Source organism: Streptomyces sp. NPDC048560, from assembly GCF_040650955.1.
Taxonomy (GTDB): Bacteria; Actinomycetota; Actinomycetes; order Streptomycetales; family Streptomycetaceae; genus Streptomyces.
In genome coordinates this window covers 112,515-136,431 of sequence record NZ_JBEZIJ010000008.1, presented here as the reverse complement: position 1 = coordinate 136,431, position 23,917 = coordinate 112,515, and the positions used below count along the sequence as shown (strand labels likewise).

The following is a 23,917-nucleotide window of genomic DNA, read 5'->3' as shown; positions in this document are numbered from 1 at the left end:
TCTGCCCAGTTGCGTTGCCAAGCATGCTTGGCGGTCCTTACGCGAAGTCGTGCGGCGAAAGCGGACGACCCAGCAGTCTGGCAACTGTCTGGGGGTCCGCAAAGAACACCCTCCAACGGTCACCGCTTATGACCTCGCGAAGGTGCCCCAGAGGGGCCCTGGGCGAGCCGTGGGCCATGTGCGGGCCGACGGAACTCCAGCAGCCTGCTGCGACAGCAAAAGAGCAGGTCGGGGGCGCCTACGTTCGTGTAGGTGAGCGGTCTTGAAAACCGTCGTGGCAGCGATGTCACCGTGGGTTCAAATCCCACACCCACCGCCGAAGTCGGATGAGTAGCAGGTCAGAAGGGGCGTCCCGCCGATGGCGGCGCCCCTTCTGCGTATCCGGTGTTCCCGCGGTTCCGGCCCACCGCTTGAGACTTCGCGATTGTCGAAGTGGCGCACCTCGCGAATTTTTGACACATGTCGCCCACCGGAGAAGCGTTGTCGGTGCACGTGCGGCGGTCTCGGACGAGGGCCTGCCGCGTGCTCGGAGAAATGACTGGAGGCTGGTGGACATGGCAGCCAGCATGACGAGGAAGCGGGTCGGAGCTGCAGTCGCCGCCGCCGCCGCAGCGTTCGCGCTGGGTCTGGGCGGCGCGGGAGTCGCCGACGCCAAGATCACGCCTGTCGACATTTCCTGCACCAACCCGTCCGGCAACGAGCCCGGTGGTCAACAACCGACCTGTAAGGGTGGCGCGCACACGCAGGAGACCGAGAATCAGAATCCCGCCGGCCACGCCCCGCGAGGACACAACTGAGGACCGGAGGAACCGGCTGACAGGGGCGAGTCACAGTTCTGTGAGCCCCTTGGGCGGCGGATCGGCGCTTGAGCCCGGTCCGCCGCTGCTTCGCGTGTACGGCGGATCCGCTTCGCCGGATGCCGGTGGTGGCCGGGGCGGGCGGCACGTTCCCAAGTGGTCCGAGGCACTGACGAGCTGCGTGCGAGCCGTGTGTGGCATTCCTCACAGCGAAGTTCCGGCGGTGAAAGCAACTGCACCCATTCGTCTTTTCTGTCTGTGCCCGGGCTGTGGTGCGAGCCGGAACAGGTGAAGAATTCGTGGCGGACGAGAGCCGGGTCGGTCATACGATCAAGTCAAGTCGCATCTGCGTGCCCCATTCCGCTGCGACCCCTTCTTCTCGTGTTTCGGACCCCGAAGGGCTCTTGTGAAGATTCGCCGGATTCTCGCCACAGCTGTCGCCACCGCGGTGACCACGCCTGCACTGCTGCTGTCGGTCACCCCCGCGTTCGCCGACGGCAAGCCGGCGGCGCAGACGCAGGAGAAGCCGTCCATCGCGGAGCTGGAACTCGCAGCGGCCGCGGCCCAGGCCGCGTACGACGACGCCGTGGAGGCCGAGAGCGCGGCCCTCGCGGCTGTGGAGGCGCTCCTGTCCGACACCGCTCCGCTGGCCGTGGCGGCCAAGGCCGCCGAGGACGCGGCGGCCCTGGCCGCCACGGCGAAGTCCGACGCCGACCAGGCGGTCGTCACCGCCCAGGCTGCGGTCGACGCACTCACGGAGACGGCGACGGAGGAGGAGAGGACCGCCGCTACGACGGCCCTCACCGACGCCCAGGCCGCGGCCGTGACCGCCGCGGAGGCCAAGGCCACCGCCGATGCCGCGCTCGCGGACGCCCTGGACGCGCGTGACGACGAGCGGGTCGAAGCCCTCCGGAAGCTGGACCAGGCGAAGAAGGCCACCAAGGCGGCGCTCGCCGACAAGACCGCCGCCGACGAGGCGCTGGCCAAGGCGAAGGAGGAGGAGGACGAGGAGGGTGAGGGCGACGAGGAATGTGTTCCCGAGGCCAAGCTCACCACCGTCGTCACGGGTCTGCCCTCCACGGTCGTCGCCGGTACGAAGGTCAACTTCAAGCTGCGGGTGACCAACGGCACCGACAAGACGATGGATGAGGTGCTTCCGTTCGCCTACGTCCACGCTACCGACGAGAGCGGCCTCAACGACATCGACGACCTGGTGCACCTGCAGTGGTCGTCCGGCTCGTCCTCGACGTGGAAGACCGTCGACAACAAGCACTACATGGACGCCATCAGCCCGCTGAAGGCCGGCGCCCACGCCGACGTCAAGATGCGCCTCACGATCGACGCCTCCGCCCCCGCGGGCAACGGAGTCACCTTCGTCGCCGGTGACTACTTCAACGACAACGGCACCTGCGGCGGTAGCCCGGACCTCGAGGGCTACGAGTTCCTGATCGCCGCCGCGGGCAGCGAGCCCGGCAAGGTCGACGACGCCACACCCAGCACGACCGCGCCGAGCACTTCGGGCCTCACGCCGCAGAGCGGCGCGTCGGCAAGTCCCGTGAGCGGCAGCCTCGCCGCCACCGGTTCGTCCTCCGCGATGCCGCAGCTCGCCCTCGCGAGCGGCGCGGCCCTCGTGATCGGCGCGGGCGCGGTGTTCGTCGTACGCCGTCGCAAGGCCGGCTCCCACGCCTGACGCCTGACGCCTGACGCCTGGGCCGGGGTACCGGCCAGGAACCCAGGCCACCGCGCCGACCGTCCTGCGGGCCCGACACCGAGTGGTGTCGGGCCCGCTGTGGTGCACGGGCACGGACGTGAACCGGCGGGAAGCCGGAGGAGGGAGATGTCGTGGCGGACGCGCGCGGAGGGCCGGCGGCGGCATCGGGTCCCCTCCCCCTGTGGACGCGCGCTCTGACTCTGGAGGCCGGCCGGGTACAACGGTTCCTGGCCGAGGACGAGTGGCGGCCTGCCCCGGCGGACACCGAGGCGGCGGCGGCCGTCCTTGCCCGCCTCACCGCCCCCCTGCCCGCCCGGCGGAGCGCAGCGGTGAAGATCCGGGCGACGGACCGGGACAGACGGCTTCAACGCGTATTCCGCACCGCCGTGCACCACCTCGACTCCGGTGCGGTCGCCCCGCCCGCCGCCGCCCTCCTGGCCGCCGTCGCACGCGCCCTGCTGCCGTGGCACGCCGCGCCGGCTCCGCCCGCCGCGGCCGCGGCGGCGAGGTACGGAGGTGAGTGGGGGACGACGGGCGGCGCGGCCCCGCCGACGGAAGCGGGCGAGGCACTGCTCCCCGGCCTGACCACGCTGTTCGCCGCACTGGCCGCGACGGGAGCGGCGGGCGCTGTCCCGCTCACACCGCCCGTCGAGCCGTGGGAGATGCGGTACGCGGGCAGGTTCCGCCGTTACGCCAGACCCGCGCCGGGCGTGTGGACGGCCGGGACCGTCAGCTGTCCCGGGTGCGGAGGCGCGGACGGCCCGTGGACCGTGCTCTGTGACTGGCGGCGGGTCTCGTTGGGCTGCCCCTGCGGTGTGGTGAGCCGCGAGCACGGCCTGTCCCTCTCCGAGAGCTGGCTCGTACTGCCGGAGAGCTGACCCGGGCGTCCGGCCGGGCAGGGGCCGCGCGTGGCGGCCCTGCGTGGTCAGGGCCGGTCCGGGCGCCCCGTCGTCAGGCGGGCCGCTGAGGCGATGGCGGCTCTGGCCTCCGGTTCGGAGAGGCCGGTGCTCACCGCGGCCGCGGTGAGAGCGTCCGCGAGGTCGTCGCCGAAGCCGTGTTCGTAGGCGCGGCAGGCGGCCCAGAAGAGCCGTGTGTTCCGCTGGCCCTCCCGGGCGACCCTGACGAACTGGATCAGGCCCTGGCCCCGGCCGCTTCCGGGCCGGTGCGTTCCGGTGCGCCGGCCCGTGGCGCTCTGCGGGCGCGCCGGGGGTGTGAGCAGGTGGAGAAGGGTGCGGGGGCAGGGGGCGGGGGCGAGATGGGCCGTGCCGGAGGCCAGGCGGTAGGCGCCGCGGGTGGTGACCGAGCCGGGGCCCACCAGGTATCCGCCGAAGCCGCGTACGTCGATGCCGGGCGCCAGGCGGCTCGCCGAGTTCGGTACGGACACCTCGGGCGGACCGGTCAGCCAGAGATGGCGGCCGCCGCTCGGGGTGAGCACGGTGATGGTCGGCGGGATGGTGAACCGGTGCCGCTCGGCCAGCCGCTGGAGGGCGGCCATGGAGTCGTTGCCGTGCGCGGTGTCGATGTCGAGGTCGATGCCGATGAGCCGGTGCGGCTCCCGGCCGCAGGCGATGCCGTAGCCGGTGGCGCGCGGGGCGGCGGCGAAGAGCGCACGTACGGCGGCGGGGTCGGTGGTGGCGTCGTGGACGCCGTGGCCGGGCAGTCCGCAGGCGCCCCGGCAGCGGACCGGGGGGTCCTCGCCGTGGTGGGGGGAGCGCAGGGCGGGGAGTTTGGTGGCGGACAACGGGATGACGGGGAGCCCACGCTCGGCGGCGGCGAGCGCGTGGGCCAGGGCCAGGGTGGCGGTCTGCCGGTCGATGGTGGCCATGCTTCATTCTCGTACAGGCGTTCGAAGGAGGGAAGGGTGCGTGGACGGTGGCGGCGGGCGGAGGGGGGCGCGCAGGAACGCTTTTCCCCTTGAGGGCCGCGGGCTGAGGCGGGCGTAGGGCGTGTGAGCTGGGGTTTTGGGGCGCACGAGAGGTTTATCGGTTGTTCCTCACGCTTGAGGGGGAATCGACGCCTGCGGGGTGGTTCGCCGGGGATTCGGTGGGCAACTCTGGTTCTGCGACGTCGTGCCCAGCTCCGAAGCGGTCGGCCAACTGCTTCGGAATCAGCCGTAACAGCCGTAACAAGCCGTACTTTCGGTTCCTGGAGGAATTGACATGGCAAGCATTCGTACCGCTCGCGCCCTCGCCGCTGTTGCCGCCCTGCCGCTCGCTGTCGCACTCTTCGGTGGTGTGGCCGCGGCAGACAACGGCTCCTTCGCGAACGACGGATCGAACGCGGCGGTGGCGACGATCGGCGGCAGCGGTGTCGGCGGCGACAACCTCGGCAACTCGTCCACCTCGCAGCAGCAGGCGGTCGGGGCCGGTGCCTCGAACCAGAGCAACTCGGCCCAGGTGAACGGCTCGGCCTTCACGGCGATCAACCAGTCCACCCACAACTACGCGCTGGACTTCACCCCGTTCTGGTGAGTCGGACGCCCCGGAACTTCCGGCGGGTGGGTCCACGGGGCTGTGAAGCAGGGTCCGCGCGGCGGCACTTCGGTGCCGTCGCGCGGACGTCTGTGGGATGCGCCCGGTGCGATGTGCTTGGTGCGGCGAGGCCCGTCGGGGCGGCAGTGGTCTTGACAGTCCGACCGAATCTGACGGACAGTCAGAAAGTCAGGCCACCGATCCGTACGCCCGGGAGGACGCCGCCGTGCACCTCGCCCCGACGGAGCGCCAGCAGCAGCTGCGAGCCGAACTCCGCACGTACTTCCGCGAGGTCATGCCCGCCACGAAGGTGCGGGATCCGGCCGAGCAGCGCGCGCTGCTCCGGCGGATCGGCGCCGACGACATGCTCGGGCTCGGCTGGCCCGTCGAGTACGGCGGGCAGGGGCGCGGTCCCGACGAGCAGTTCGTCTTCTTCGACGAGGCGTACCGTGCGGGCGCGCCCGTATCGATGGTCACGCTGAACACCGTCGGACCGACCCTGATGAAGTACGGGACGGACGAGCAGAAGGCCTACTTCCTGCCCAGGATCCTCAGTGGCGAGGTGGTCTTCGCGATCGGCTACAGCGAGCCGGAAGCGGGGACGGACCTGGCGGCGCTGCGCACCAGGGCGGTCCGGGACGGGGATTCCTGGGTCATCGACGGGCAGAAGATCTTCACCAGCAACGCCCAGAACGCGGACTGGATCTGGCTCGCCTGCCGTACGGATCCGCAAGCGCCCAAGCACGAGGGCATCTCGATCATCCTCGTGCCGACGGACGGTCCGGGCTTCGCCTGGACCCCTGTCGAGACCGTGGGCGGGCTGACCACGACGGCCACCTACTACGACCGCGTCCGGGTGCCCCTCGGCCATCTCGTCGGCGCTCAGAACGCCGGCTGGGGCCTGATCACCAACCAGCTGAACCATGAGCGGGTGGCGCTCGCCGCGATCGGGATGCAGGCCGAGGACTTCTACGAGGCGGCACTCACCCACGCCCGCACACCCGATCCAGTGACGGGGCGGCGGCCGGTTGACGAGCCCTGGGTGCGATCCCGGCTGGCCGAGGCGTACGCCCGGCTGGCGGCGACGCGCCTGCTCAACTGGCGTCTGGTGGGGTCCGTAGGGGCGGGCTCACTGGCCCCGGGCGAAGCGAGTGGCGTGAAGTTCGTGGGAACCGAAAGCGCCGTCGAGGTGTATCGAATGTGCCAGGAGATCACGGGCGAGGCCGCAATGGTCCGCGGCGGCTCACCCGGTTCGTTCGGGGACGGGGAGCTGGAGCGGATGAACAGGGCGGCGCAGATCAACACCTTCGGGGGCGGGGTGAGCGAGGTGCAGCGGGAGATCGTCGCGACGATGCGGCTCGGCATGAAGAGGGGGAAGCGGTGACAGCGGGGCGGGGAGGGGAAAGGGGGCAGCGGCGGCCCGAGCGGTTCTACGCGCGAGTCAAGGAGTACGAGGGGCGGGCGGCGGCCACGGAGGGCGTCGGGAAGGACCTGGTCAACCAGGCCATGATCCGGCACTGGTGCGAGGCCATGGGGGACAGCAACGCGGCGTACGAGGGACCGGGCGCGGTCGCGCCGCCGACGATGCTCCAGGCGTGGACGATGGGCGGACTCTCGGGTCACACCGACCGCTCCGATGCGTACGAGGAGCTGTTCACCCTGCTCGACGGCGCCGGATACACCTCGGTGGTCGCGACCGACTGCGAGCAGGAGTATCTGAGGCCGCTGCGACCGGGCGACCGGATCACCTTCGACGCGGTGATCGAGTCGGTCTCGGAGCGGAAGACGACCAAGCTGGGCACGGGCCACTTCGTCACGACACGGATGGACATCCGGGCGGACGGAGAGCCCGCCGGGACGCATCGCTTCAGGATTCTCAAGTACCGGCCGGCGGACCGGAAGCCGAGTACCAGAAGTCTGCGGCCGCGCCCGGTGATCAACAGGGACAACGCCGGATTCTGGGAAGGCGTGGCCGAGCACAGACTGCTGATCCAGCGGTGCAGCGGGTGCGCGACGCTTCGTTTCCCCTGGCTCCCCGGGTGCAACGAGTGCGGTGGTCAGGAGTGGGACACCGTCGAGGCGAGTGGCGAGGGCACCGTCTTCTCGTATGTCGTGATGCACCACCCGTCCTTTCCCGCGTTCAGCGGCGCCGACGAGCCGGGCCCGTACGCGGTGGGGCTGGTCGAGCTGGCCGAAGGCGTGCGGATGGTCAGCAACGTCGTCGGGGTGCCGGCCGACAAGATCCGTGCGGGAATGCCGGTGAGGCTCGAATTTCTGCGAACGGATGCCGAGTTGGAGCTTCCGGTGTTCCGGGGGAGTGAGGGCTGAGATGGACTTCACACCTACGGAGGAGCAGGCCGCGGGGCAGGGGCTCGCCGCCCGGATCTTCAAGGACCTGTCCACGCATGAGCGACTGGCGGCAGCGGGCACGGGCATCGACGCGGAGCTCTGGAAGGAGCTGTGCGCGGCCGGACTGATCGCCGCGGTGGAGGAGATCGGGCTGCTGGGGCTCGTGCTGCTCCTGGAGGAGCAGGGCAGAACCACGGCGCAGGTGCCCTTCGCGGCGACCTGTGTGTACGGGATGCTCGCGGTCGGCGAGCACGGCACGGCGGAGCAGCGGGAGCGGCTGCTTCCGCTGCTGCGGGACGGTACGGCGGTGGCGACGGGGGCCTTTCCGGTGCGCGGTGGATTGCGCTCCGAGGGTGGCGGGCGGCTGAGCGGGAGCGTGCCGTACGTTCCTTGGCTGCGCGGCGCGACGCATGTCCTCGTTCCCGACTCGGACAGAGCGCTCTGGATGGTCGGTACGGCAGACCCGGGGGTTTCGGTGCGGCCGGTGGAGACGACGGCCCCATGGGCGGCCGGGCGGCTCGGCCTGGACGGGGCGTCCGGGGAGAGAGTCGGAGGAGCCGGGGCGTACGACTCGGTGCTGGCGATGAGCCGTACGGCGTTCGCGGGACTGCAGGCAGGAGTGGCGGCCGGTTCGCTGGCGCGCGCGGTTGAACACACCGGAACCCGGGAGCAGTTCGGCCGCCCGCTGTCCACCAACCAGGCGGTGCTGCTGCGCGCCGCCGACGCCCATATGGACACCGAGGCGATCCGCGTCACCGCGTACGAGGCGGCGTGGCGGCGCGATCACTCGCTGGCGTACGGGGCGCAGGCGCTCACGGCCGCGTGGTGGGCGTCGGAGGCGGGCCGGCGCGTCGTGCACGCCGGACAGCATCTCCACGGCGGGACGGGTGCCGACCTGGAGCATCCCGTGCACCGGCACTTCCTGTGGGGGCGTCAGCTCGACGCCTATCTGGGGTGCGGCAGTGAACTGCTGGACGAACTGGGCCGGTTGCTTGGGGAGACAGAGGCCGACGCGGAGGCAGGGACAAGGGCGGGTTCGGGAGCGGAGGGGGTGCCGGTATGAGGCAGGAAGAGCTTCGCGGAGCGGACAGGCGGCGGCCGTGCGTGGGTGAGGAGCTGGCGCCCCTGGAGATCGCCGTCACCCGCACTCTCATCGTCGCGGGAGCCGTCGCGTCCCGCGACTACCAGGACGTGCACCACGACGCCGAGCTCGCCCGGGAGAAGGGCTCGCCGGACATCTTCATGAACATCCTCACGACGAACGGGCTCGTGGGCCGGTTCGTCACCGACCGGTTCGGTCCCTCGGCGGTGCTGAGGAAGGTCGCGATCCGGCTGGGAGCACCCAACTATCCGGGCGACCTGATGGTGTTGACCGGGAAGGTGGTCGCGGTATCAGGGGCTCAGGAGGCGCCGGGGCCGACAGACGTGACGGGCGCGGCAGGCGCGGCGGTCTTCGAGGTGGAGGTCGTGGGGACCAACGGGCTCGGGCGCCACGTCTCGGGCAGGGTCACCGTCGCTCTGCCGGCCGCCGGCCCGGCGGCGGAGGCGGTGGCATGAGCCTGCGCGAGGCCGATTCGCTCGGCGGGAAGGCCGCGGTCGTGGGGATCGGGGCGACCGAGTTCTCCAAGGACTCGGGGCGCAGCGAGCTGAAGCTGGCCGTCGAGGCCGTGCGGGCCGCTCTCGACGATGCCGGGCTGACGCCCGCCGACGTCGACGGCATGGTCACCTTCACGATGGACACCAGCCCCGAGATCACGGTCGCGCAGGCGGCGGGGATCGGCGAGCTGTCGTTCTTCTCCCGGGTCCACTACGGCGGCGGGGCCGCGTGCGCCACCGTGCAGCAGGCCGCGATGGCGGTGGCGAGCGGAGTGGCGGAGGTCGTCGTCTGCTACCGGGCGTTCAACGAACGCTCCGGCCGCAGATTCGGCTCCGGCGTGCAGCGGCGCGAGCCCACGGCGGAAGGGGCGGCGCTCGGCTGGAACCTCCCCTTCGGGCTGCTCACGCCGGCCTCCTGGGTCGCGATGGCCGCCCAGCGGTATCTGCACACCTACGGTCTGGGCCCGGAGGTCTTCGGGCATGTGGCGGTCACGGACCGACGTCATGCCGCGACGAATCCGAAGGCTCACTTCTACGGGAAGCCGATCACCCTCGCGGACCACGCCGCCTCGCGGTGGATCGTCGAACCGCTGCGGCTGCTCGACTGCTGCCAGGAGACCGACGGCGGTCAGGCGATCGTCGTGACCAGCGCCGAGCGGGCCAGGGACCTGCCCAGGTCGCCCGCCGTGATCGTGGCGGCGGCCCAGGGTGCGGGACGGGCGCAGGAGCAGATGACCAGCTTCTACCGGGACGGACTGACAGGACTGCCGGAGACGGGAGTCGTGGCCCGGCAGCTCTGGCGCAATTCCGGGCTGTCCCCCGCCGACATCGACGTGGGCATCCTCTACGACCACTTCACCCCGTTCGTCCTCATGCAGCTGGAGGAGTTCGGCTTCTGCGGGCCGGGGGAGGCCGCGGACTTCGTGGCGGGCGACGAACTGCCCCTGAACACCCACGGCGGGCAGCTGGGAGAGGCCTATCTGCACGGTATGAACGGCATCGCGGAGGCGGTCCGGCAGATTCGTTCCACGTCGGTGAACCAGATATCCGGGGCGGCCAGGGCGCTGGTCACGGCCGGTACGGGCGTGCCCACCTCGGGGCTGATCCTGGGCAGGGACGACTGAGCCTGCGGGGCGGCGGCCGTCCCCCGGACCGGTGCGCGCGGGCGCCGGCAGGCTGACATCCGGCTCGGGGGCGGACCCTGACACGAGCGGACGGCCCCTCCACCTTCAGGAGGTGGAGCCCGCCCCGCACCTACAACCTGAGGCGGACGCCGCTTCGGGACCTGGGGCCGATCCCCTCGGTGGCACCCGCTCCTAGCGTGGAGGGTATGACCACGCCAGTCTGCACCGGCGCCTCCAGGGCAGTCGCTGCCGCCGCCGGACACCCGGCCCACGTGCCCTATGCGTCGTTCTCCTCGTACGTACGGGCGCGGGGGCCCGTACTGCTGCGGACGGCCCGCTCGCTCACCGCGAACCCGAGCGACGCGGAGGATCTGCTGCAGACCGCGCTCACCAAGACGTACGTCGCGTGGGAGCGGATCGAGGACCACCGGGCGCTCGACGGATACGTCCGCCGGGCCCTGGTGAACACGCGCACGTCGCAGTGGCGCAAGCGCAAGGTCGACGAGTTCGCCTGCGAGGAGCTGCCCGAGCAGGAGGTTGTACCGGCTCCCGACCCGGCCGAGCAGCAGTCCCTGCGCGACGCGATGTGGCGGGCCGTGCTCAAGCTCCCGGACCGCCAGCGCGCCATGGTCGTCCTGCGCTACTACGAGGATCTCAGCGAGGCCCAGACGGCCGAGGTGCTCGGGGTGTCCATCGGGACGGTCAAGAGCGCGGTCTCGCGCGCTCTGGGCAAACTTCGCGACGATCCGGAGCTGACGCCGGTCCGCTGAACCCCGGAGCCGGTCCGGTAAGGGCGGCCCGTCCCGGGACGAGCGATTTTGCCCGCCGGCACCGATTCGTATGCGCCGCGGTAGTGACATACCAAGTGGTATGTGCGCAGAATCAGCGGAACCTTACTGCCGCGTAGCGCCCACCGGGAGGACGCCGTGCTCAGCACCATGCAGGACGTACCGCTGACTGTTACCCGCATCCTGACCCATGGGATGACGATCCACGGGAAGTCGCAGGTCACGACCTGGACCGGCGAACCCGAGCCGCACCGTCGTACCTTCGCCGAGATCGGCAGGCGTGCCGGTCAGCTGGCCAACGCGCTGCGCGACGAACTCGGCATCGACGGCGACCAGCGTGTCGCCACTCTCATGTGGAACAACGCCGAGCACGTCGAGGCGTACTTGGCGATCCCCTCCATGGGCGCCGTACTGCACACGCTCAATCTCAGGCTTCCCGCCGAACAGCTGGCATGGATCGTCAATCACGCCGACGACAAGGTCGTCATCGCCAACGGTTCGCTGCTGCCGCTGCTCGTGCCGCTGCTCCCCCACCTGCCGTCCATCGAGCACGTGGTCGTCTCCGGCCCGGGCGACCGCTCCGGGCTCAGCGGCATCGCGCCGCGCGTCCACGAGTACGAGGAGCTGCTGGCAGGCCGGTCCACCGACTACGACTGGCCCGAGCTGGACGAACGCCAGGCCGCCGCCATGTGTTACACCTCCGGCACCACGGGCGACCCCAAGGGCGTCGTCTACTCGCACCGCTCCATCTACCTGCACTCCATGCAGGTCAACATGACGGAGTCGATGGGGTTGACGGACAAGGACACGACACTGGTCGTCGTGCCCCAGTTCCACGTGAACGCGTGGGGTCTGCCCCACGCGACGTTCATGACCGGCGTCAACATGCTCATGCCGGACCGTTTCCTCCAGCCCGCCCCGCTCGCCGACATGATCGAGCGCGAGAAGCCGACCCACGCCGCCGCCGTCCCCACCATCTGGCAGGGGCTCCTCGCCGAGGTCACCGCCAACCCGCGCGACCTCACCTCCATGGCCAGCGTCACCATCGGCGGCGCCGCCTGCCCGCCCTCCCTCATGGAGGCGTACGACAAGCTGGGCGTCCGCCTCAGCCACGCCTGGGGCATGACGGAGACCTCGCCGCTCGGCACCATGGCCAACCCGCCCGCGGGACTGACCGCCGAGGAGGAGTGGCCGTACCGCATCACGCAGGGCCGTTTCCCCGCCGGTGTCGAGGCGCGCCTGGTCGGTCCCGGTGGCGAGCACCTGCCCTGGGACGGCGAGTCGGCCGGTGAGCTGGAGGTCCGGGGCTCCTGGATCGCCGGTGCGTACTACGGGGGTTCGGACGGCGAGCACCTGCGGCCCGAGGACAAGTTCAGCGAGGACGGCTGGCTGAAGACCGGTGACGTCGGCGTGATCAGCACGGACGGCTTCCTCACCCTTACCGACCGGGCGAAGGACGTCATCAAGTCCGGCGGCGAGTGGATCAGCAGCGTCGAGCTGGAGAACGCGCTGATGGGGCACCCGGACGTGGCCGAGGCCGCCGTCGTCGCGGTCCCCGACGAGAAGTGGGGCGAGCGCCCGCTCGCCACCGTCGTCCTCAAGGAGGGCGCGACCGTCGACTACCTGGCGCTGAAGGAGTTCCTCGCGCAGTCGATCGCCAAGTGGCAGCTGCCGGAGCGCTGGACGGTCATTCCGGCGGTCCCGAAGACGAGCGTCGGCAAGTTCGACAAGAAGGTGATCCGCAAGCAGTACGCGGACGGTGAGCTGGACATCACGCAGCTCTGACCCGGTACGTGGAGGAGGGCGGTACGGGAAGTCCCGTACCGCCCTCCTCGTATGCGCGGGCGTCCGCGCGGGCCTGGGCCCGGACCGGTGCCCGCGTCAGTTGGTGCCTATCTTCGCCAGCAGGTCGACGATCCGGGACTGCACCTCGTCGCTGGTGGAGCGTTCGGCGAGGAAGAGGACGGTCTCGCCCGAGCTGAGCCCGGACAGCTCCGACTCGTGCAGACCGGTCGAGGTGTAGACGACCAGCGGAGTGCGGTTCAACTGACCGTTCGCGCGCAGCCAGTCGATGATCCCGGCACGCCGGCGGCGTACCTGCATCAGGTCCATCACCACCAGGTTGGGCCGCATCCGGGTGGCGAGCTCGACCGCCTCGCTGTCGGACGCCGCCCGCGCGACCTGCATCCCGCGGCGCTCCAGCGTCTCCGTGAGGGCGACCGCGATCTCCTCGTGCTCCTCGATGACGAGCACGCGCGGCGGATGCTGTTCGCTGTCGCGCGGGGCGAGGGCCTTGAGGAGTACGGCTGGGTCCGCGCCGTACGCCGCCTCGCGGGTCGCCTGTCCGAGCCCTGCCGTCACCAGCACCGGAACCTCGGCGGCCACGGCCGCCTGGCGCAGTGACTGCAGGGCGGTGCGGGTGATCGGACCGGTCAGCGGGTCGACGAAGAGCGCGGCGGGGAACGCGGCGATCTGGGCGTCGACCTCCTCGCGGGAGTTGACGATCACCGGGCGGTAGCCGCGGTCGCTCAGTGCCTGCTGGGTCGGGACGTCGGGCGCGGGCCAGACGAGCAGCCGCCGCGGATTGTCCAGCGGCTCCGGGGGCAGTTCGTCGTCGACGGGACGGGGCTGCGGCCGGTTGGCGACCTCGACCGCGCCACCGGGGCCGTCCAGCGGTTCCGGGCCTTCGGCGGCGCCCCTGTCGGGCGCCCCTATGGCGTAAGCGCGCCCCGCGGCCACCGGCGCGGACATCAGCTGACCGGAACCGGGGCCCTTGGCGCCACCCGGCGTGGCCTGCGACGGCACCGGTTCCGGGCCGGCCTGGACCGCACCGGGCTGCGCGGGAACGGGCGGTGCGGGCGGTTCGGCCTCCGGCGGGGCGGCCAGCTTGCGGCGCCGGCCGGCACCGCCCAGGCTCTGGTTCTGCTGGTGCGCGAGGTGCTGCGCGAACGGAACACCCTGGCCCAGCGTCCGCACGCTGAACGCGCGGCCCTGCGTCGAGTCCGAGGACGGCATCGGCGCTTCCGCGGGCAAGGGCTGACGCCGTACATCCCGTACGGGCGACGCCTGGTCGGCGAGGTGCGGTGCGGCGGGCCGGGTGATCTCCCGCGGAGGCACGGGCGCGGCGGCCGGGGCGGCCCCGGTCGTGTGCGCGGTCGGCCCGGAGCCCGCCCAGGACTCGTCGGCGGACCCGTTCACCGCGGGTGCGGCCTGCCCCGGGCCCGAGGCGTCGTCCTGGCCCCAGCCGGGGGGCGAGGACGTGTCGCCCTGCTCCTCGGATGAGATCGGACGGCGTGCCCGGCGGCGGCCCGACGGGGCCGGGGACGCGGGGTGCGCCTGCGGCGGCGTGTGGTCGGCGTCCGGTGCCGTCCCTACGGCGTCGTGGCGCTCGGGCTCCTCTTCGGCCGCCACCACGGGGGGCACGGGCGGAACACGGTCGGCGTCGGCGGGCGGCAGCGCGAACGCGGTGCGCGGACCCGTCGGCTCGGCCCGGGCAGCCCGCTCCTGGGCGGCCGACAGAGCGCGACGCGCCCGCCGTCCGCCGGGCTGGGAGCTCTGCGGGTCGCCGCCCGGAGCGTGCTCCAGGGAGGCCGCGGAGGCCGGGGACATCTGGGCGGCCTGGGACGGCTGGGGTGAAGCGACGGCCGGGAGGGCCGGCTGGGGTTCCCCGTCCCGTCGCGCACGGCGGCCCGACGGCGAGACCGGCATCTGCCCGGCCGACGGCACGCCTTGGGGCGGCACGGTCTGCCCGAGCTGCGGACGTCCCTGCGCGCCCTCGGCAGCGGTCACCACGGACCCCTCGGAGGGAGCGGTAGCCACGGAGGGGCCCGACGCCCCGACCGGCAGAGCCAGCGCCTGCCCCGGCTGGGCTCCCTGAGCCCCCTGGGGGGCCGGGCCGGTCTGTGCCTGCTGCGGCAGCTCCCCCGCACCCGTCTCCGCCGGGCTGGGTCGTCCCCGCCTGCGCCCGGAGCCGCCGTGCGGTGCGCCGGCGCCCGGCTCCCCGAACTGCTGCTGTTCATCGGAGCCGGAAGGGCCGGAGGGGACGGAGGGAGTGGCGGAAGCGGGCGCGAGTGATTCCTGCGCCGCCGCTCCGTGCCGCGCCCTGCGTCGCCCGGTGGGCTCCGCCGCCTCGGCGTCCGAAGCCGCGGAACCGCCCACGGGACTGTCCAGGAAGGCGTCGGTCGACGACCTGCGCGCCCTGCGCCGGCCGCCGCTCGTGGCCTCCGGGTCCTGCTCGGGAGCGGGCTCCTGAGCAGGAACGGCCCCCTGCACCGCGGGCACCGCGTCCAACGGCGGGGGTGCGACGGTTCCGGAACCGATCCCGAGCGGTACTTCGAGCACGTACGCGCTGCCACTCATCCCCGGCATCTCGTGCGTCTGGAGCACACCGCCGTGCGCCCGGACGATCCCGCGCACGATCGGCTCGTGCACCGGGTCACCCCCGGCGAACGGCCCGCGCACCTCGATCCGTACGACGTCACCCCGCTGTGCGGCCGCCACGACCACCGTCGAGTCGACGTAACCGCCGCCGGGCGTCGGCCGGGTCTTGCCCGTCGAGTCGACCCCGGCGACGTCCGCGACCAGGTGGGCGAGCGCCGTCGCCAGCCGTACCGGGTCCACCTCGGCCTCGATCGGCGGGGCATGCACCGCGAACTGCGCGCGGCCGGGCCCGATCAGCTCCACGGCGCCGTCGATGCCGGCCGCCACGACCCCGTCGAGCAGGACAGGGAGCTTGGCGAGGTCCTCCGAGCCCGAGTCCAGACGCTGGTACCCCAGCACGTTGTCGACGAGGGTCGTCATCCGGGCGTAGCCCGCGGCCAGGTGATGCAGGATCTGGTTGGCCTCGGGCCACAGCTGACCGGCCGGGTCGGCGGCGAGCGTGGACAGCTCGCCCCGCAGCTCCTCCAGCGGACCCCGCAGCGACTCACCGAGCACGGCGGTCAGCTGGCCGTGCCGGGCGCTGAGCCCGGCGACCAGGTCGGCCTGCTTCTCCAGCTCCGAGGCGTACCGCTCCGTGCGGTCGGCGAGTTCGGCCGCGTGCCGCTCGGTCAGCTCGGCGAGCTCCGCGGCGTGCGTCTCGGTGAGCCGGGTGACCTCGGCGGCGTGGCTGCTGGTCAGCTCCGCGACTTCGCCCGTGTGCTGCTCCGTGAGCTCCTCGTACGGCCTGCGGTCGGTGAACGTCATCACCGCGCCGACCAGCTGGTCCCCGTCCCGCACGGGCGCCGTCGTCAGGTCGACCGGCACCTGCGCGCCGCTCCTGGACCACAGGACCTGCCCGCGCACACGGTGCTTGCGGCCCGACTTGAGGGTGTCGGCGAGCGGTGACTCCTCGTACGGGAAGGGCTCGCCCTCCGCGCGTGAGTGCAGGACCAGCGGGTGCAGTTCCTTGCCGCCGAGGTCGCTGGCACGGAAGCCGAGAATCTGAGCGGCGGCCGGGTTGACGAGGACGACACGGCCTTCCGTGTCCGTACCCACGACGCCCTCGGACGCGGCCCGCAGGATCATCTCCGTCTGGCGCTGCGAACGGGCCAGTTCGGCCTCGGTGTCGACGGTGCCCGACAGATCGCGCACGACCAGCATCAGCAGCTCGTCGCCGGTGTAGCTGGAGTGGATGTCGTTGTACCCGGCCTGGCCGCTGTCCAGGCTGGCGCTGGTGATCTCCGCCGGGAACTCGACGCCGTCGGTACGCCGCGCGGTCATCCGCGTCGGCTTGGTCCTGCCCTGCTCGTCCGCAGCCTCCGGCCGGCGCATCGACCCCGGGATCAGCTTGGAGTCGAACTCCGGAAGCAGATCGAGCAGTCCGCGCCCGACGAGCGCGGTGCCCGGGGTCTCGAACATTTCGAGGGCGATGGTGTTGGCGTTGACGACCGTGCCGTTGCAATTGACGAGCAGTAGCCCGTCCGGGAGGGCGTCGAGTATGGCTGCGAGGCGAGCAGCGCCTCGGGATGGCCTGCTGCTCACGACGACGCTTCCTCCCTGATTACCGCACCTTGCCCGACAGCGGGCCCCATCTTGCCCCTCGGGCCTCAGGCTGTCACTGGAGGAGTCTAAAGGCAGGGGAGGGCGGGGGGACGGCCTATGAGGGGGAGCTCTCACCAAGGTTCTGTGCGGGCGGTGTACGCCGAGGGCGTGACATGTGACTGTCCGCGCACCCTGTGACGTGCGCGGACAGCGGGCGGCAGGGGTTGTGGGAGGGCCGAGGGGAGGGCGGTCAGACGGTGGGCACAACCGGAATCAGGTTGTTCCAGCGCGAGATCTCGCAGCCGTTCACCCGGTTCAGATGCGCCGTGAAGTCCTGCCCCTGCCAGGTTCCGACGATCCGCGCGGTGGCAGGTCCGCCGTGGATCTGGGTGCACATGGCGTCCGCGGGCGTCGGCAGGAACGGGTTCTCGTCCGCGGCGTACGCCTCCGCCAGCCGGTCGCAGGCCCCCTGAGCCTTCGCGTGGGTGCCGCTCGCGGCCCTGTCGGGCCCGCACACGAGATCGAAGGTGCCGTCGGCCTCCGCGTCACCGGAGTCCGCGACGGTCACGGTCATCCGCATGGTGACCTCCTGGCCACCCTGCCCGCCCCGGCCGCCCGGAGCACCCTGACCCCGGCCCTCCTGTCCCCACGGGTCCTGCGGGTCGTCCAGGAACAGCGGCACCGGCAGCAGGGGTACGGGGACCGGCTCCACGGCGGGCGCCGCCGGCGCGGCGGCGGCGAGAGCGGCGAGAGAGGCGACGGCGGTGACGGCGAGACGACGCAGCATGTGGGGCTCCTGTGCTCTGGACACGACGTGCGGCGGACGGGCGGGGGTGAGCCCCCGCCCTCACTAACGCTCCGCACGCCGCGACGATGCGCAACCGCGGCGATGCTTTGCCCTGGCACCCACCTGCCTAGTACCGTGGGCGGCGATTGGTGACAGCGCGCTCGTCTGTGTCATCATCTGCAACGCACCACCCGCGCTCGCGCGGGGTGTGCTGGAGGCGTCGCCTAGTCCGGTCTATGGCGCCGCACTGCTAATGCGGTTTGGGTCTTAAAGCCCATCGAGGGTTCAAATCCCTCCGCCTCCGCTCTCACCCGAAGCCCCGTGCCCCTGGCACGGGGCTTCGGCCGTTCCCGGCCGCCGATGGCTCCGTACGGGTGAGGAGTGCCCCGTCCCGCCAGGCGTCCAGGACGGTGTTTTCGCAGCTCAGCGCTGGTGGAGCTAATGGATTTCGCGTGACGGCGCAGGTCATGTAATGTTGTTCTCGCAACGCCGACGGGGCACAAAAGCCCGGGAGGTAAGCCAGCGGGTCACACCAACGGCAGGCACTCGTAGCTTAACGGATAGAGCATCTGACTACGGATCAGAAGGTTGCAGGTTCGAATCCTGCCGAGTGCACATCGAATCGAAAGGCCCCCAGGAGAAATCCTGGGGGCCTTTCGCGTTGCCCGTGCGGCAGCGAAGTCGGCGGCCGTGGCGGCCTGTACCGCTCATCGGGTGGACGGCTCGCCGGTCGGGTCCCGCGTCCGCCAGGCCGGCATGGCCGGTCAGGGGCGGTTCATTCCTGCCGAGAGGTCAGGATGCGCAGAGAATGGCCCTCGTCCGGGTCGCTGACGGCATCGGCGGTGAACGTTCACTCAGGCATCAGCGCGAGAGGTGTCACTGTGGGGCTGACGTTCGATGACGAGGTGGTCGAGCTCCAGCCACTCGTAGCACTCCTCGCACCGGCAGGTGCCGTCGGTCATGAGGTACAGGTCCCTGACCGGGTGCGTGCGTTCGCATTCTGCGCAGAGGCGTTCCAGAGGTGACGTCATACGCTCGACGGTCCGCCCCTGGTGAAAGCAGCCGACAGGGTGCCGAAGGGGTCGCACAGGCGCGTCGGACCAGCTCATCGACAGTCCAGGCGCAGAGGTACGGCTCAACCTCCTGCGCGACAGGAGCGCGGCCGGGCCTGTCCTCCCCGTGCACGTGCCGCCGGCCGGTCAGTGATCCGTGGCGTCGTATGTCAGGCGGGCCTGTTCGACCCTGGGGAGGTTCGTGGTCGCCCAGGTGGCCAGGGTGGCGAACAGGGGGGCCAGGCTGCGGCCCAGGTCGGTGATCTCGTACTCCACGCGCGGCGGGACCTCGGGGTGGTACGTGCGCTCCACGAGGCCGTCGCGTTCGAGTTGGCGCAGGCGTTGGGTGAGCACCTTGGGGGTGATCGTGCCGATGCGGCGCTCCAGTTCGACGAAGCGCTGGCGGCCGTACTCGTTCAGGTTCAGCAGGATCGGGGTCGTCCAGCGGCTGAACACGATGTCGATGACCGGGCCCACTGGGCAGCTGAGCGGGCTGAGCGCCGTGGGTGCGGGCCGGGCTCCGTCCACGGTCATGCGTCGTCCCCTTCGAGTCGCAGCGTGATCCAGTGGACGGTGTCGCCGGGCAGCACGTAGCGCTCCGTCTCGACGAAGCCGTGGCTGAGGGCGAACCGCAGCCCGTCCGTGTTGGACGCCAGGACCACCGTTTCGATCACCTGGGCGCCGAGGGTGCGGGCCCGCTTCAGGGCGCGTTCGTAGAGCTCGGTGCCGTAGCCCTGGCGGCGGTGAGCGGTGAGGACGCGCGCGATGACGGTTGCCGTGAAGGTGTCGTCGGCCGGAGGGCGGACGGTCGTGCAGCCCACGAGGACGTCGTCGAGGTACGCGACCTCCAGATAGTTGTGGACGGCGCGGCTGCGTACGTCGTCGAGCGACAGGGGGTGGGCCGGAATGATCACGTTGTGGGCGTGCTGCCAGTCCTTGAGCATGGCGTCGCCGACGGGCTGTTCGATACGGAGGCCGGTCATCTCTCCAGGATGCCCCACCTGGGCGCCCGTACGGTGGGGGCGCTGATTGTTTCTGCGGAGTGCGGGGGTTGGGCGTGGGATGGCGGTGCACCGGTCTCCGGTGGCCCGATGGCGGGCCCGAGTTGGGGTGGCGCAAGGACGGCGCCGCCGGTGTCCGGCGGGTGAGCGCCCTCGTGTACGGGCAGGCGCTCGGCTTCCGGGCCGTCGGTGAGCGGCGCTGTGCCGGGGCGCGGGGCAACGTCTGTCCGGTGGATGCCGTGGTGCCGGCGCGCAGGACCGGGGCGCTGTGTCCGGAGTGCGCGCGGCTGGACCGGATGCATTCGGTGGCGGCGGACACGATCGCCGACGACTCGCGGACGTACCGCGTCTATCTCGCCTGGTTCGGTCCCGGCATGGTCAAGGTCGGGATCACCGCCGAGGAGCGGGGGGCGGCGCGGCTGCGGGAGCAGGGGGCCGTGGTCTTCACCTGGCTGGGGCGCGGGCCGCTGATGGCCGCGCGCCGGACGGAGGAGCTGTTGCGGGCCGCCCTCGGGGTGCCCGACCGCATTCCGTACGCGAGGAAGCGGGCGGTGAGGGGGGTGCTGCCGGGGGCCGGGGAGCGGGCCGGCGAGGTGGCGGAGCTGTACGGGCGGGCCGCGGCGCTCGAAGGGGCCGGGTGGCCCGAGTCGTTGGAGCGCCTGCCTCTGGAGGCCGTCGACCACGGTGCCGTGTTCGGTTTCGAGGGGACGGCCGAGGTGGCGCGGGCGGTGACCGGGCTGGTCGACGGGGGCGTGGTGGCGGGGCGGCTGGTGGCGGCCGCCGGGCCGGATCTGCATCTGGAGACGGGCGCGGGCGGAGTCCTGGTGCTGGACACGCGGCTCGTCAGCGGGTGGGAGCTCACGGCGGCCGGTGCGGGGGCGGGCGTGACCGTGCCCGTCGTCGACATCGGGGGCGCCGGAGTGCAGGACGGGTTGTTCTGAGAGGCTCGCGAGGAGAGGAAGGGTGGCTGGTGTGACTGGTGACAGTTCGGATGTCGTGGGGTTCTGGGAGCGGCTCGGGCTTCCCGGGATCATCGACATCCATACGCACTTCATGCCGGAGCAGGTGCTCCGCAAGGTGTGGGCGTACTTCGACTCCGTGGGCCCGCTGACCGGCATGGAATGGCCGATTGCCTACCGGCACGCCGAGGACGAACGGCTCGCGCTGCTGCGGTCGTTCGGTGTGCTCCGGTTCACGTCGATGCTCTATCCGCACCGGCCGGGGATGGCGGCCTGGCTGAACGGCTGGGCCGCGGACTTCGCGGAGCGCGTGCCCGACTGTCTGCACACGGCGACCCTCTTCCCGGAGGAGGGTGTGGAGCGGTACGTGCGGGAGGCCGTGGAGGCGGGTGCCCGGGTGTTCAAGTCGCACCTCCAGGTGGGGGCGTACGACCCGAACGATCCCCTGCTCGACGGCGTCTGGGGGCTGCTCGCGGAGGCCGGGGTGCCCGTGGTGATGCACTGCGGGTCCGGGCCGGCGCCCGGCAAGCACACCGGGCCGGAGCCCGTCGGCCGGCTGCTGGCACGCCATCCCCGGCTGCGGATCGTGGTGGCGCACATGGGGATGCCGGAGTACGCGGACTTCCTGGCGCTGGCGGAGAGGTACCCCGAGGTGCGGCTCGACACGACGATGGCGTTCACGGACTTCAGTGAGGAGTTCAGCCCGTTCCCTGCCGGGGAACGGGCGCGGCTCGCGGATCTCGGGGACCGGATCCTGCTGGGCACGGACTTCCCGAACATTCCGTACCCGTACGTCCACCAGCTGCACGCTCTGGAGCGGCTGGGGCTGGGCGACGCGTGGTTGCGGGCCGTGTGCCACGGGAACGCGAGCGCCTTGTTCGGGTGAGGTGCCCCGGGGCATCCAGGGCCGGGCGTTTCTCAGGGAATTCACAGGAACGGGCAAGAGCTCTCTCACAGGCGTCTCCCAGGGTGGGCGCATGACGATGACGACCTCGCCCCAGGGGCGTACCGAACGGCTCAGGCCGGACCGCGGTCCGGTCCGCGTACTCGTGGTGGATGACGAGGCCCCGCTCGCCGAGCTGCTCTCCATGGCCCTGCGGTACGAGGGCTGGGACGTGCGCAGTGCCGGCGACGGTGGCGGGGCCGTGCGGGCGGCGCGCGACTTCCGGCCCGACGCGGTCGTCCTGGACGTGATGCTGCCGGACATGGACGGGCTCGCCGTCCTCGGCAGGATGCGCCGGGAGCTCTCCGACGTGCCGGTGCTGTTCCTGACCGCCCGCGACTCGGTCGAGGACCGGATCGCCGGGCTCACCGCGGGGGGCGACGACTACGTCACCAAGCCGTTCAGCCTGGAGGAGGTCGTCGCGCGGCTGCGCGGGCTGATCCGACGCTCCGGTACGGCCGCCGCCGCGCGGAGCGATTCCACGCTCGTCGTCGGTGACCTGGTGCTCAACGAGGACAGCCACGAGGTCAGCCGGGGCGAGCGGTCGATCCACCTCACGGCGACCGAGTTCGAGCTGCTCCGCTTCCTGATGCGCAATCCGCGCCGGGTGCTGAGCAAGGCACAGATCCTGGACCGGGTGTGGAACTACGACTTCGGCGGCCAGGCCAACGTCGTCGAGCTCTACATCTCGTACCTCCGCAAGAAGATCGACGCGGGGCACACCCCGATGATCCACACCCGCCGCGGGGCCGGGTACCTGATCAAGCCCGGTGAGTAGGCGGGTGCGGCCGGCGGGACGGCCGAGGCGGGCATGGACGCTGCGGACCCGGCTCGTCGTGTCGGCCGTCTCGCTCATCGCGGTCGTGGCGGCGGTCATCGGTACGGTGACCGCCATCGCGTTCCAGAGCTACATGTACGGAAAGCTGGACGACCAGCTGCACTCCCTCGCGGAACGGGCCGATCGGCCGCCCGGTTCGCCGCTCCCGGGGGGGGCCGCAGGACGCCGGGCCGCTGGGCTTCGTCGGGATGGGAGGCCAGCCCCTCGGCACGATCGGCGCGGTGGTCGCGGACGGCTCCGTCGCCGGGTCGAAGGTCGTCGTCGAGGACACGGGGCAGCGCGCCCAGGTCAGCACGCGGACGCTCACCGGCGCCGAATCGCGGGCACTGGAATCGGCCGGGGCCGATGTGGGCTCCGGGGCGCGCGGAGTCGATCTGCCGGGTCTCGGCAGCTACCGCGTGGAGGCCGTCGGCACGTCCGACGGGAACACGATCCTCGTCGCGATCCCCGCCGACGAGGTCCGCGGCGACCTCGCCGCACTGATCCTCGTGGAGGTCTGCGTCACCGCGGCCGGGCTCGTAGCCGCCGGGATCGCGGGCGCCGCCATGGTCGGCGTCGCCCTGCGCCCTCTGCACCGGGTGGCCGCCACCGCGACCCGCGTATCGGAACTCCCGCTGCACAGCGGCGAGGTGGACCTCGCCGAACGCGTACCGGACGCCGAGGCCGATCCGCGTACCGAGGTCGGACAGGTCGGTGCGGCGCTCAACCGGATGCTGGGGCACGTCGGTTCGGCGCTGGAGGCGCGCCAGGAGAGCGAGACGCGGGTGCGGCAGTTCGTCGCCGACGCCAGCCACGAACTGCGCACCCCGCTGGCCTCCATACGCGGCTACGCCGAACTCACCCGGCGCGGACGCGAGGACACGGGACCCGACACCCGGCACGCTCTCGGGCGCATCGAGTCGGAGGCGCAGCGGATGACCGGGATGGTCGAGGACCTGCTGCTGCTCGCCCGGCTCGACGCCGGTCGCCCGCTCTCGTACGAGAGCACCGATCTGTCACCGCTCGTCGTGGACGCCGTGAGCGACGCGCGCGGCCGGCAGCGGCGGGGAGGCCGGTTCCCACGAGGAGGAGCACCACTGGCGGCTGGAGCTGCCGGACGTTCCCGCGTCCGTGCGGGCCGATGCCACCCGGCTGCATCAGGTGCTCGTCAACCTCCTGGCGAACGCCCGTACCCACACGCCGCCCGGGACGACGGTCACCGCACGCGTCCGCGCGGCGGGCGCGGGCCGTCCCTGGGTGACGATCGAGGTGCAGGACAACGGGCCGGGGATCGCGGCCGACCTGCTGCCGCACGTCTTCGAACGCTTCGCGCGGGGCGACGCCTCGCGCTCGCGCAACGCGGGCTCCACAGGTCTGGGCCTCGCCATCGTGCAGGCCGTCGTCGCCGCGCACGACGGACGGGTGCGCGTGCGGTCGGTGCCGGGGAACACGGTGTTCTCGGTGCGGCTTCCCGCTGACCCGGTGTACGCGGGGAAGTAGCCGGAGGCCGCGGAGGAATCCGCGCTCACAGCACCGGCACAGGCTCAGCACACCGGTGTGA

20 protein-coding genes, 3 tRNA genes and 1 pseudogene are annotated in these 23,917 nt (G+C 71.8%); 18 read left to right on the top strand and 6 right to left on the bottom strand.

Annotated features, from left to right (window positions below):
* The first annotated feature begins 231 nt into the window (after window positions 1–231).
* The 4 genes from AB0C82_RS21860 (at window position 232) to AB0C82_RS21845 (ending at window position 3,386) form a co-directional block, all read left to right on the top strand.
* Window positions 232–313, top strand: a tRNA-Ser gene (locus tag AB0C82_RS21860).
* A 241-nt stretch (window positions 314–554) separates the two neighbouring features.
* Window positions 555–797: a hypothetical protein gene (locus tag AB0C82_RS21855; protein ID WP_362844499.1), complete on the top strand. Its 243-nt coding sequence runs from the start codon at window positions 555–557 to the stop codon at window positions 795–797.
* Between the two features lie 406 nt (window positions 798–1,203).
* A complete protein-coding gene (locus tag AB0C82_RS21850) occupies window positions 1,204–2,487 on the top strand; it encodes an LAETG motif-containing sortase-dependent surface protein (RefSeq protein WP_362844496.1) in 1,284 nt (427 codons plus the stop codon).
* A gap of 152 nt (window positions 2,488–2,639) precedes the next feature.
* The gene (locus AB0C82_RS21845; protein ID WP_362844494.1) at window positions 2,640–3,386 is read left to right on the top strand and encodes a hypothetical protein; all 747 of its coding nucleotides are present in this window, start codon (window positions 2,640–2,642) and stop codon (window positions 3,384–3,386) included.
* A gap of 47 nt (window positions 3,387–3,433) precedes the next feature.
* On the opposite strand, the gene AB0C82_RS21840 is transcribed toward AB0C82_RS21845, so the two are convergent.
* The gene (locus AB0C82_RS21840) at window positions 3,434–4,333 is read right to left on the bottom strand and encodes a bifunctional DNA primase/polymerase (RefSeq protein WP_362844491.1); all 900 of its coding nucleotides are present in this window, start codon (window positions 4,331–4,333) and stop codon (window positions 3,434–3,436) included.
* Between the two features lie 334 nt (window positions 4,334–4,667).
* On the opposite strand from AB0C82_RS21840, the gene AB0C82_RS21835 reads away from it, so the two are divergent.
* The 8 genes from AB0C82_RS21835 (at window position 4,668) to AB0C82_RS21800 (ending at window position 12,621) form a co-directional block, all read left to right on the top strand.
* On the top strand, window positions 4,668–4,979 hold the full coding sequence (locus AB0C82_RS21835) for a hypothetical protein (RefSeq protein WP_362844488.1): 312 nt from the start codon (window positions 4,668–4,670) through the stop codon (window positions 4,977–4,979).
* 226 nt (window positions 4,980–5,205) lie between these two features.
* A complete protein-coding gene (locus AB0C82_RS21830) occupies window positions 5,206–6,363 on the top strand; it encodes an acyl-CoA dehydrogenase family protein (RefSeq protein WP_362844485.1) in 1,158 nt (385 codons plus the stop codon).
* Window positions 6,360–7,307 (top strand): OB-fold domain-containing protein, encoded by a 948-nt coding sequence (locus AB0C82_RS21825; RefSeq protein WP_362844482.1) that lies wholly within the window; start codon window positions 6,360–6,362, stop codon window positions 7,305–7,307. The genes AB0C82_RS21830 and AB0C82_RS21825 overlap by 4 nt, the downstream gene beginning before the upstream one ends.
* 1 nt (window position 7,308) lies before the next feature.
* The gene (locus tag AB0C82_RS21820; RefSeq protein WP_362844479.1) at window positions 7,309–8,391 is read left to right on the top strand and encodes an acyl-CoA dehydrogenase family protein; all 1,083 of its coding nucleotides are present in this window, start codon (window positions 7,309–7,311) and stop codon (window positions 8,389–8,391) included.
* Window positions 8,388–8,885 (top strand): acyl dehydratase, encoded by a 498-nt coding sequence (locus AB0C82_RS21815; protein WP_362844476.1) that lies wholly within the window; start codon window positions 8,388–8,390, stop codon window positions 8,883–8,885. Before AB0C82_RS21820 ends, AB0C82_RS21815 begins: the two co-directional genes overlap by 4 nt.
* Complete coding sequence (locus tag AB0C82_RS21810) at window positions 8,882–10,048, top strand: lipid-transfer protein (protein WP_362844474.1); 1,167 nt, start codon at window positions 8,882–8,884, stop codon at window positions 10,046–10,048. Before AB0C82_RS21815 ends, AB0C82_RS21810 begins: the two co-directional genes overlap by 4 nt.
* Before the next feature lie 206 nt (window positions 10,049–10,254).
* Window positions 10,255–10,818: a SigE family RNA polymerase sigma factor gene (locus AB0C82_RS21805; RefSeq protein WP_362844471.1), complete on the top strand. Its 564-nt coding sequence runs from the start codon at window positions 10,255–10,257 to the stop codon at window positions 10,816–10,818.
* A gap of 156 nt (window positions 10,819–10,974) precedes the next feature.
* Entirely contained in the window at window positions 10,975–12,621 is a 1,647-nt protein-coding gene (locus tag AB0C82_RS21800) for a long-chain fatty acid--CoA ligase (RefSeq protein ID WP_362844469.1), read from the top strand.
* A 96-nt stretch (window positions 12,622–12,717) separates the two neighbouring features.
* On the opposite strand, the gene AB0C82_RS21795 is transcribed toward AB0C82_RS21800, so the two are convergent.
* Both AB0C82_RS21795 and AB0C82_RS21790 read right to left on the bottom strand, forming a co-directional pair.
* Window positions 12,718–16,797, bottom strand: coding sequence for a PAS domain-containing protein (locus AB0C82_RS21795; RefSeq protein WP_362844466.1), 4,080 nt, complete (start codon window positions 16,795–16,797; stop codon window positions 12,718–12,720).
* 250 nt (window positions 16,798–17,047) lie between these two features.
* Window positions 17,048–17,584 carry an SSI family serine proteinase inhibitor gene (locus AB0C82_RS21790; RefSeq protein ID WP_362844463.1) on the bottom strand — a complete coding sequence of 179 codons (537 nt, stop codon included), beginning with the start codon at window positions 17,582–17,584 and terminating at the stop codon, window positions 17,048–17,050.
* Window positions 17,585–17,797: 213 nt separating this feature from the next.
* Here AB0C82_RS21790 and AB0C82_RS21785 point away from each other — a divergent pair.
* Both AB0C82_RS21785 and AB0C82_RS21780 read left to right on the top strand, forming a co-directional pair.
* Window positions 17,798–17,888: transfer RNA gene (locus AB0C82_RS21785), tRNA-Ser, on the top strand.
* Between the two features lie 238 nt (window positions 17,889–18,126).
* A tRNA-Arg gene (locus tag AB0C82_RS21780) sits at window positions 18,127–18,199 on the top strand.
* Window positions 18,200–18,438: 239 nt separating this feature from the next.
* Here AB0C82_RS21780 and AB0C82_RS21775 read toward each other — a convergent pair.
* The 3 genes from AB0C82_RS21775 to AB0C82_RS21765 all read right to left on the bottom strand — a co-directional run bounded on the left by AB0C82_RS21775 (window position 18,439) and on the right by AB0C82_RS21765 (window position 19,619).
* Window positions 18,439–18,615 (bottom strand): hypothetical protein, encoded by a 177-nt coding sequence (locus AB0C82_RS21775; RefSeq protein ID WP_362844461.1) that lies wholly within the window; start codon window positions 18,613–18,615, stop codon window positions 18,439–18,441.
* A gap of 168 nt (window positions 18,616–18,783) precedes the next feature.
* Window positions 18,784–19,170 carry a helix-turn-helix domain-containing protein gene (locus AB0C82_RS21770; protein ID WP_362844458.1) on the bottom strand — a complete coding sequence of 129 codons (387 nt, stop codon included), beginning with the start codon at window positions 19,168–19,170 and terminating at the stop codon, window positions 18,784–18,786.
* Complete coding sequence (locus AB0C82_RS21765) at window positions 19,167–19,619, bottom strand: GNAT family N-acetyltransferase (RefSeq protein ID WP_362844455.1); 453 nt, start codon at window positions 19,617–19,619, stop codon at window positions 19,167–19,169. Before AB0C82_RS21765 ends, AB0C82_RS21770 begins: the two co-directional genes overlap by 4 nt.
* A 68-nt stretch (window positions 19,620–19,687) precedes the next feature.
* On the opposite strand from AB0C82_RS21765, the gene AB0C82_RS21760 reads away from it, so the two are divergent.
* The 4 genes and pseudogenes from AB0C82_RS21760 (at window position 19,688) to AB0C82_RS21745 (ending at window position 23,856) form a co-directional block, all read left to right on the top strand.
* Complete coding sequence (locus AB0C82_RS21760) at window positions 19,688–20,578, top strand: DUF2797 domain-containing protein (RefSeq protein WP_362844453.1); 891 nt, start codon at window positions 19,688–19,690, stop codon at window positions 20,576–20,578.
* Between the two features lie 31 nt (window positions 20,579–20,609).
* Window positions 20,610–21,482, top strand: coding sequence for an amidohydrolase family protein (locus AB0C82_RS21755; protein ID WP_362845180.1), 873 nt, complete (start codon window positions 20,610–20,612; stop codon window positions 21,480–21,482).
* Between the two features lie 91 nt (window positions 21,483–21,573).
* On the top strand, window positions 21,574–22,317 hold the full coding sequence (locus AB0C82_RS21750; RefSeq protein ID WP_362844451.1) for a response regulator transcription factor: 744 nt from the start codon (window positions 21,574–21,576) through the stop codon (window positions 22,315–22,317).
* Window positions 22,310–23,856: pseudogene (locus AB0C82_RS21745) on the top strand (ATP-binding protein). Before AB0C82_RS21750 ends, AB0C82_RS21745 begins: the two are co-directional and overlap by 8 nt.
* Window positions 23,857–23,917 lie beyond the last annotated feature (61 nt).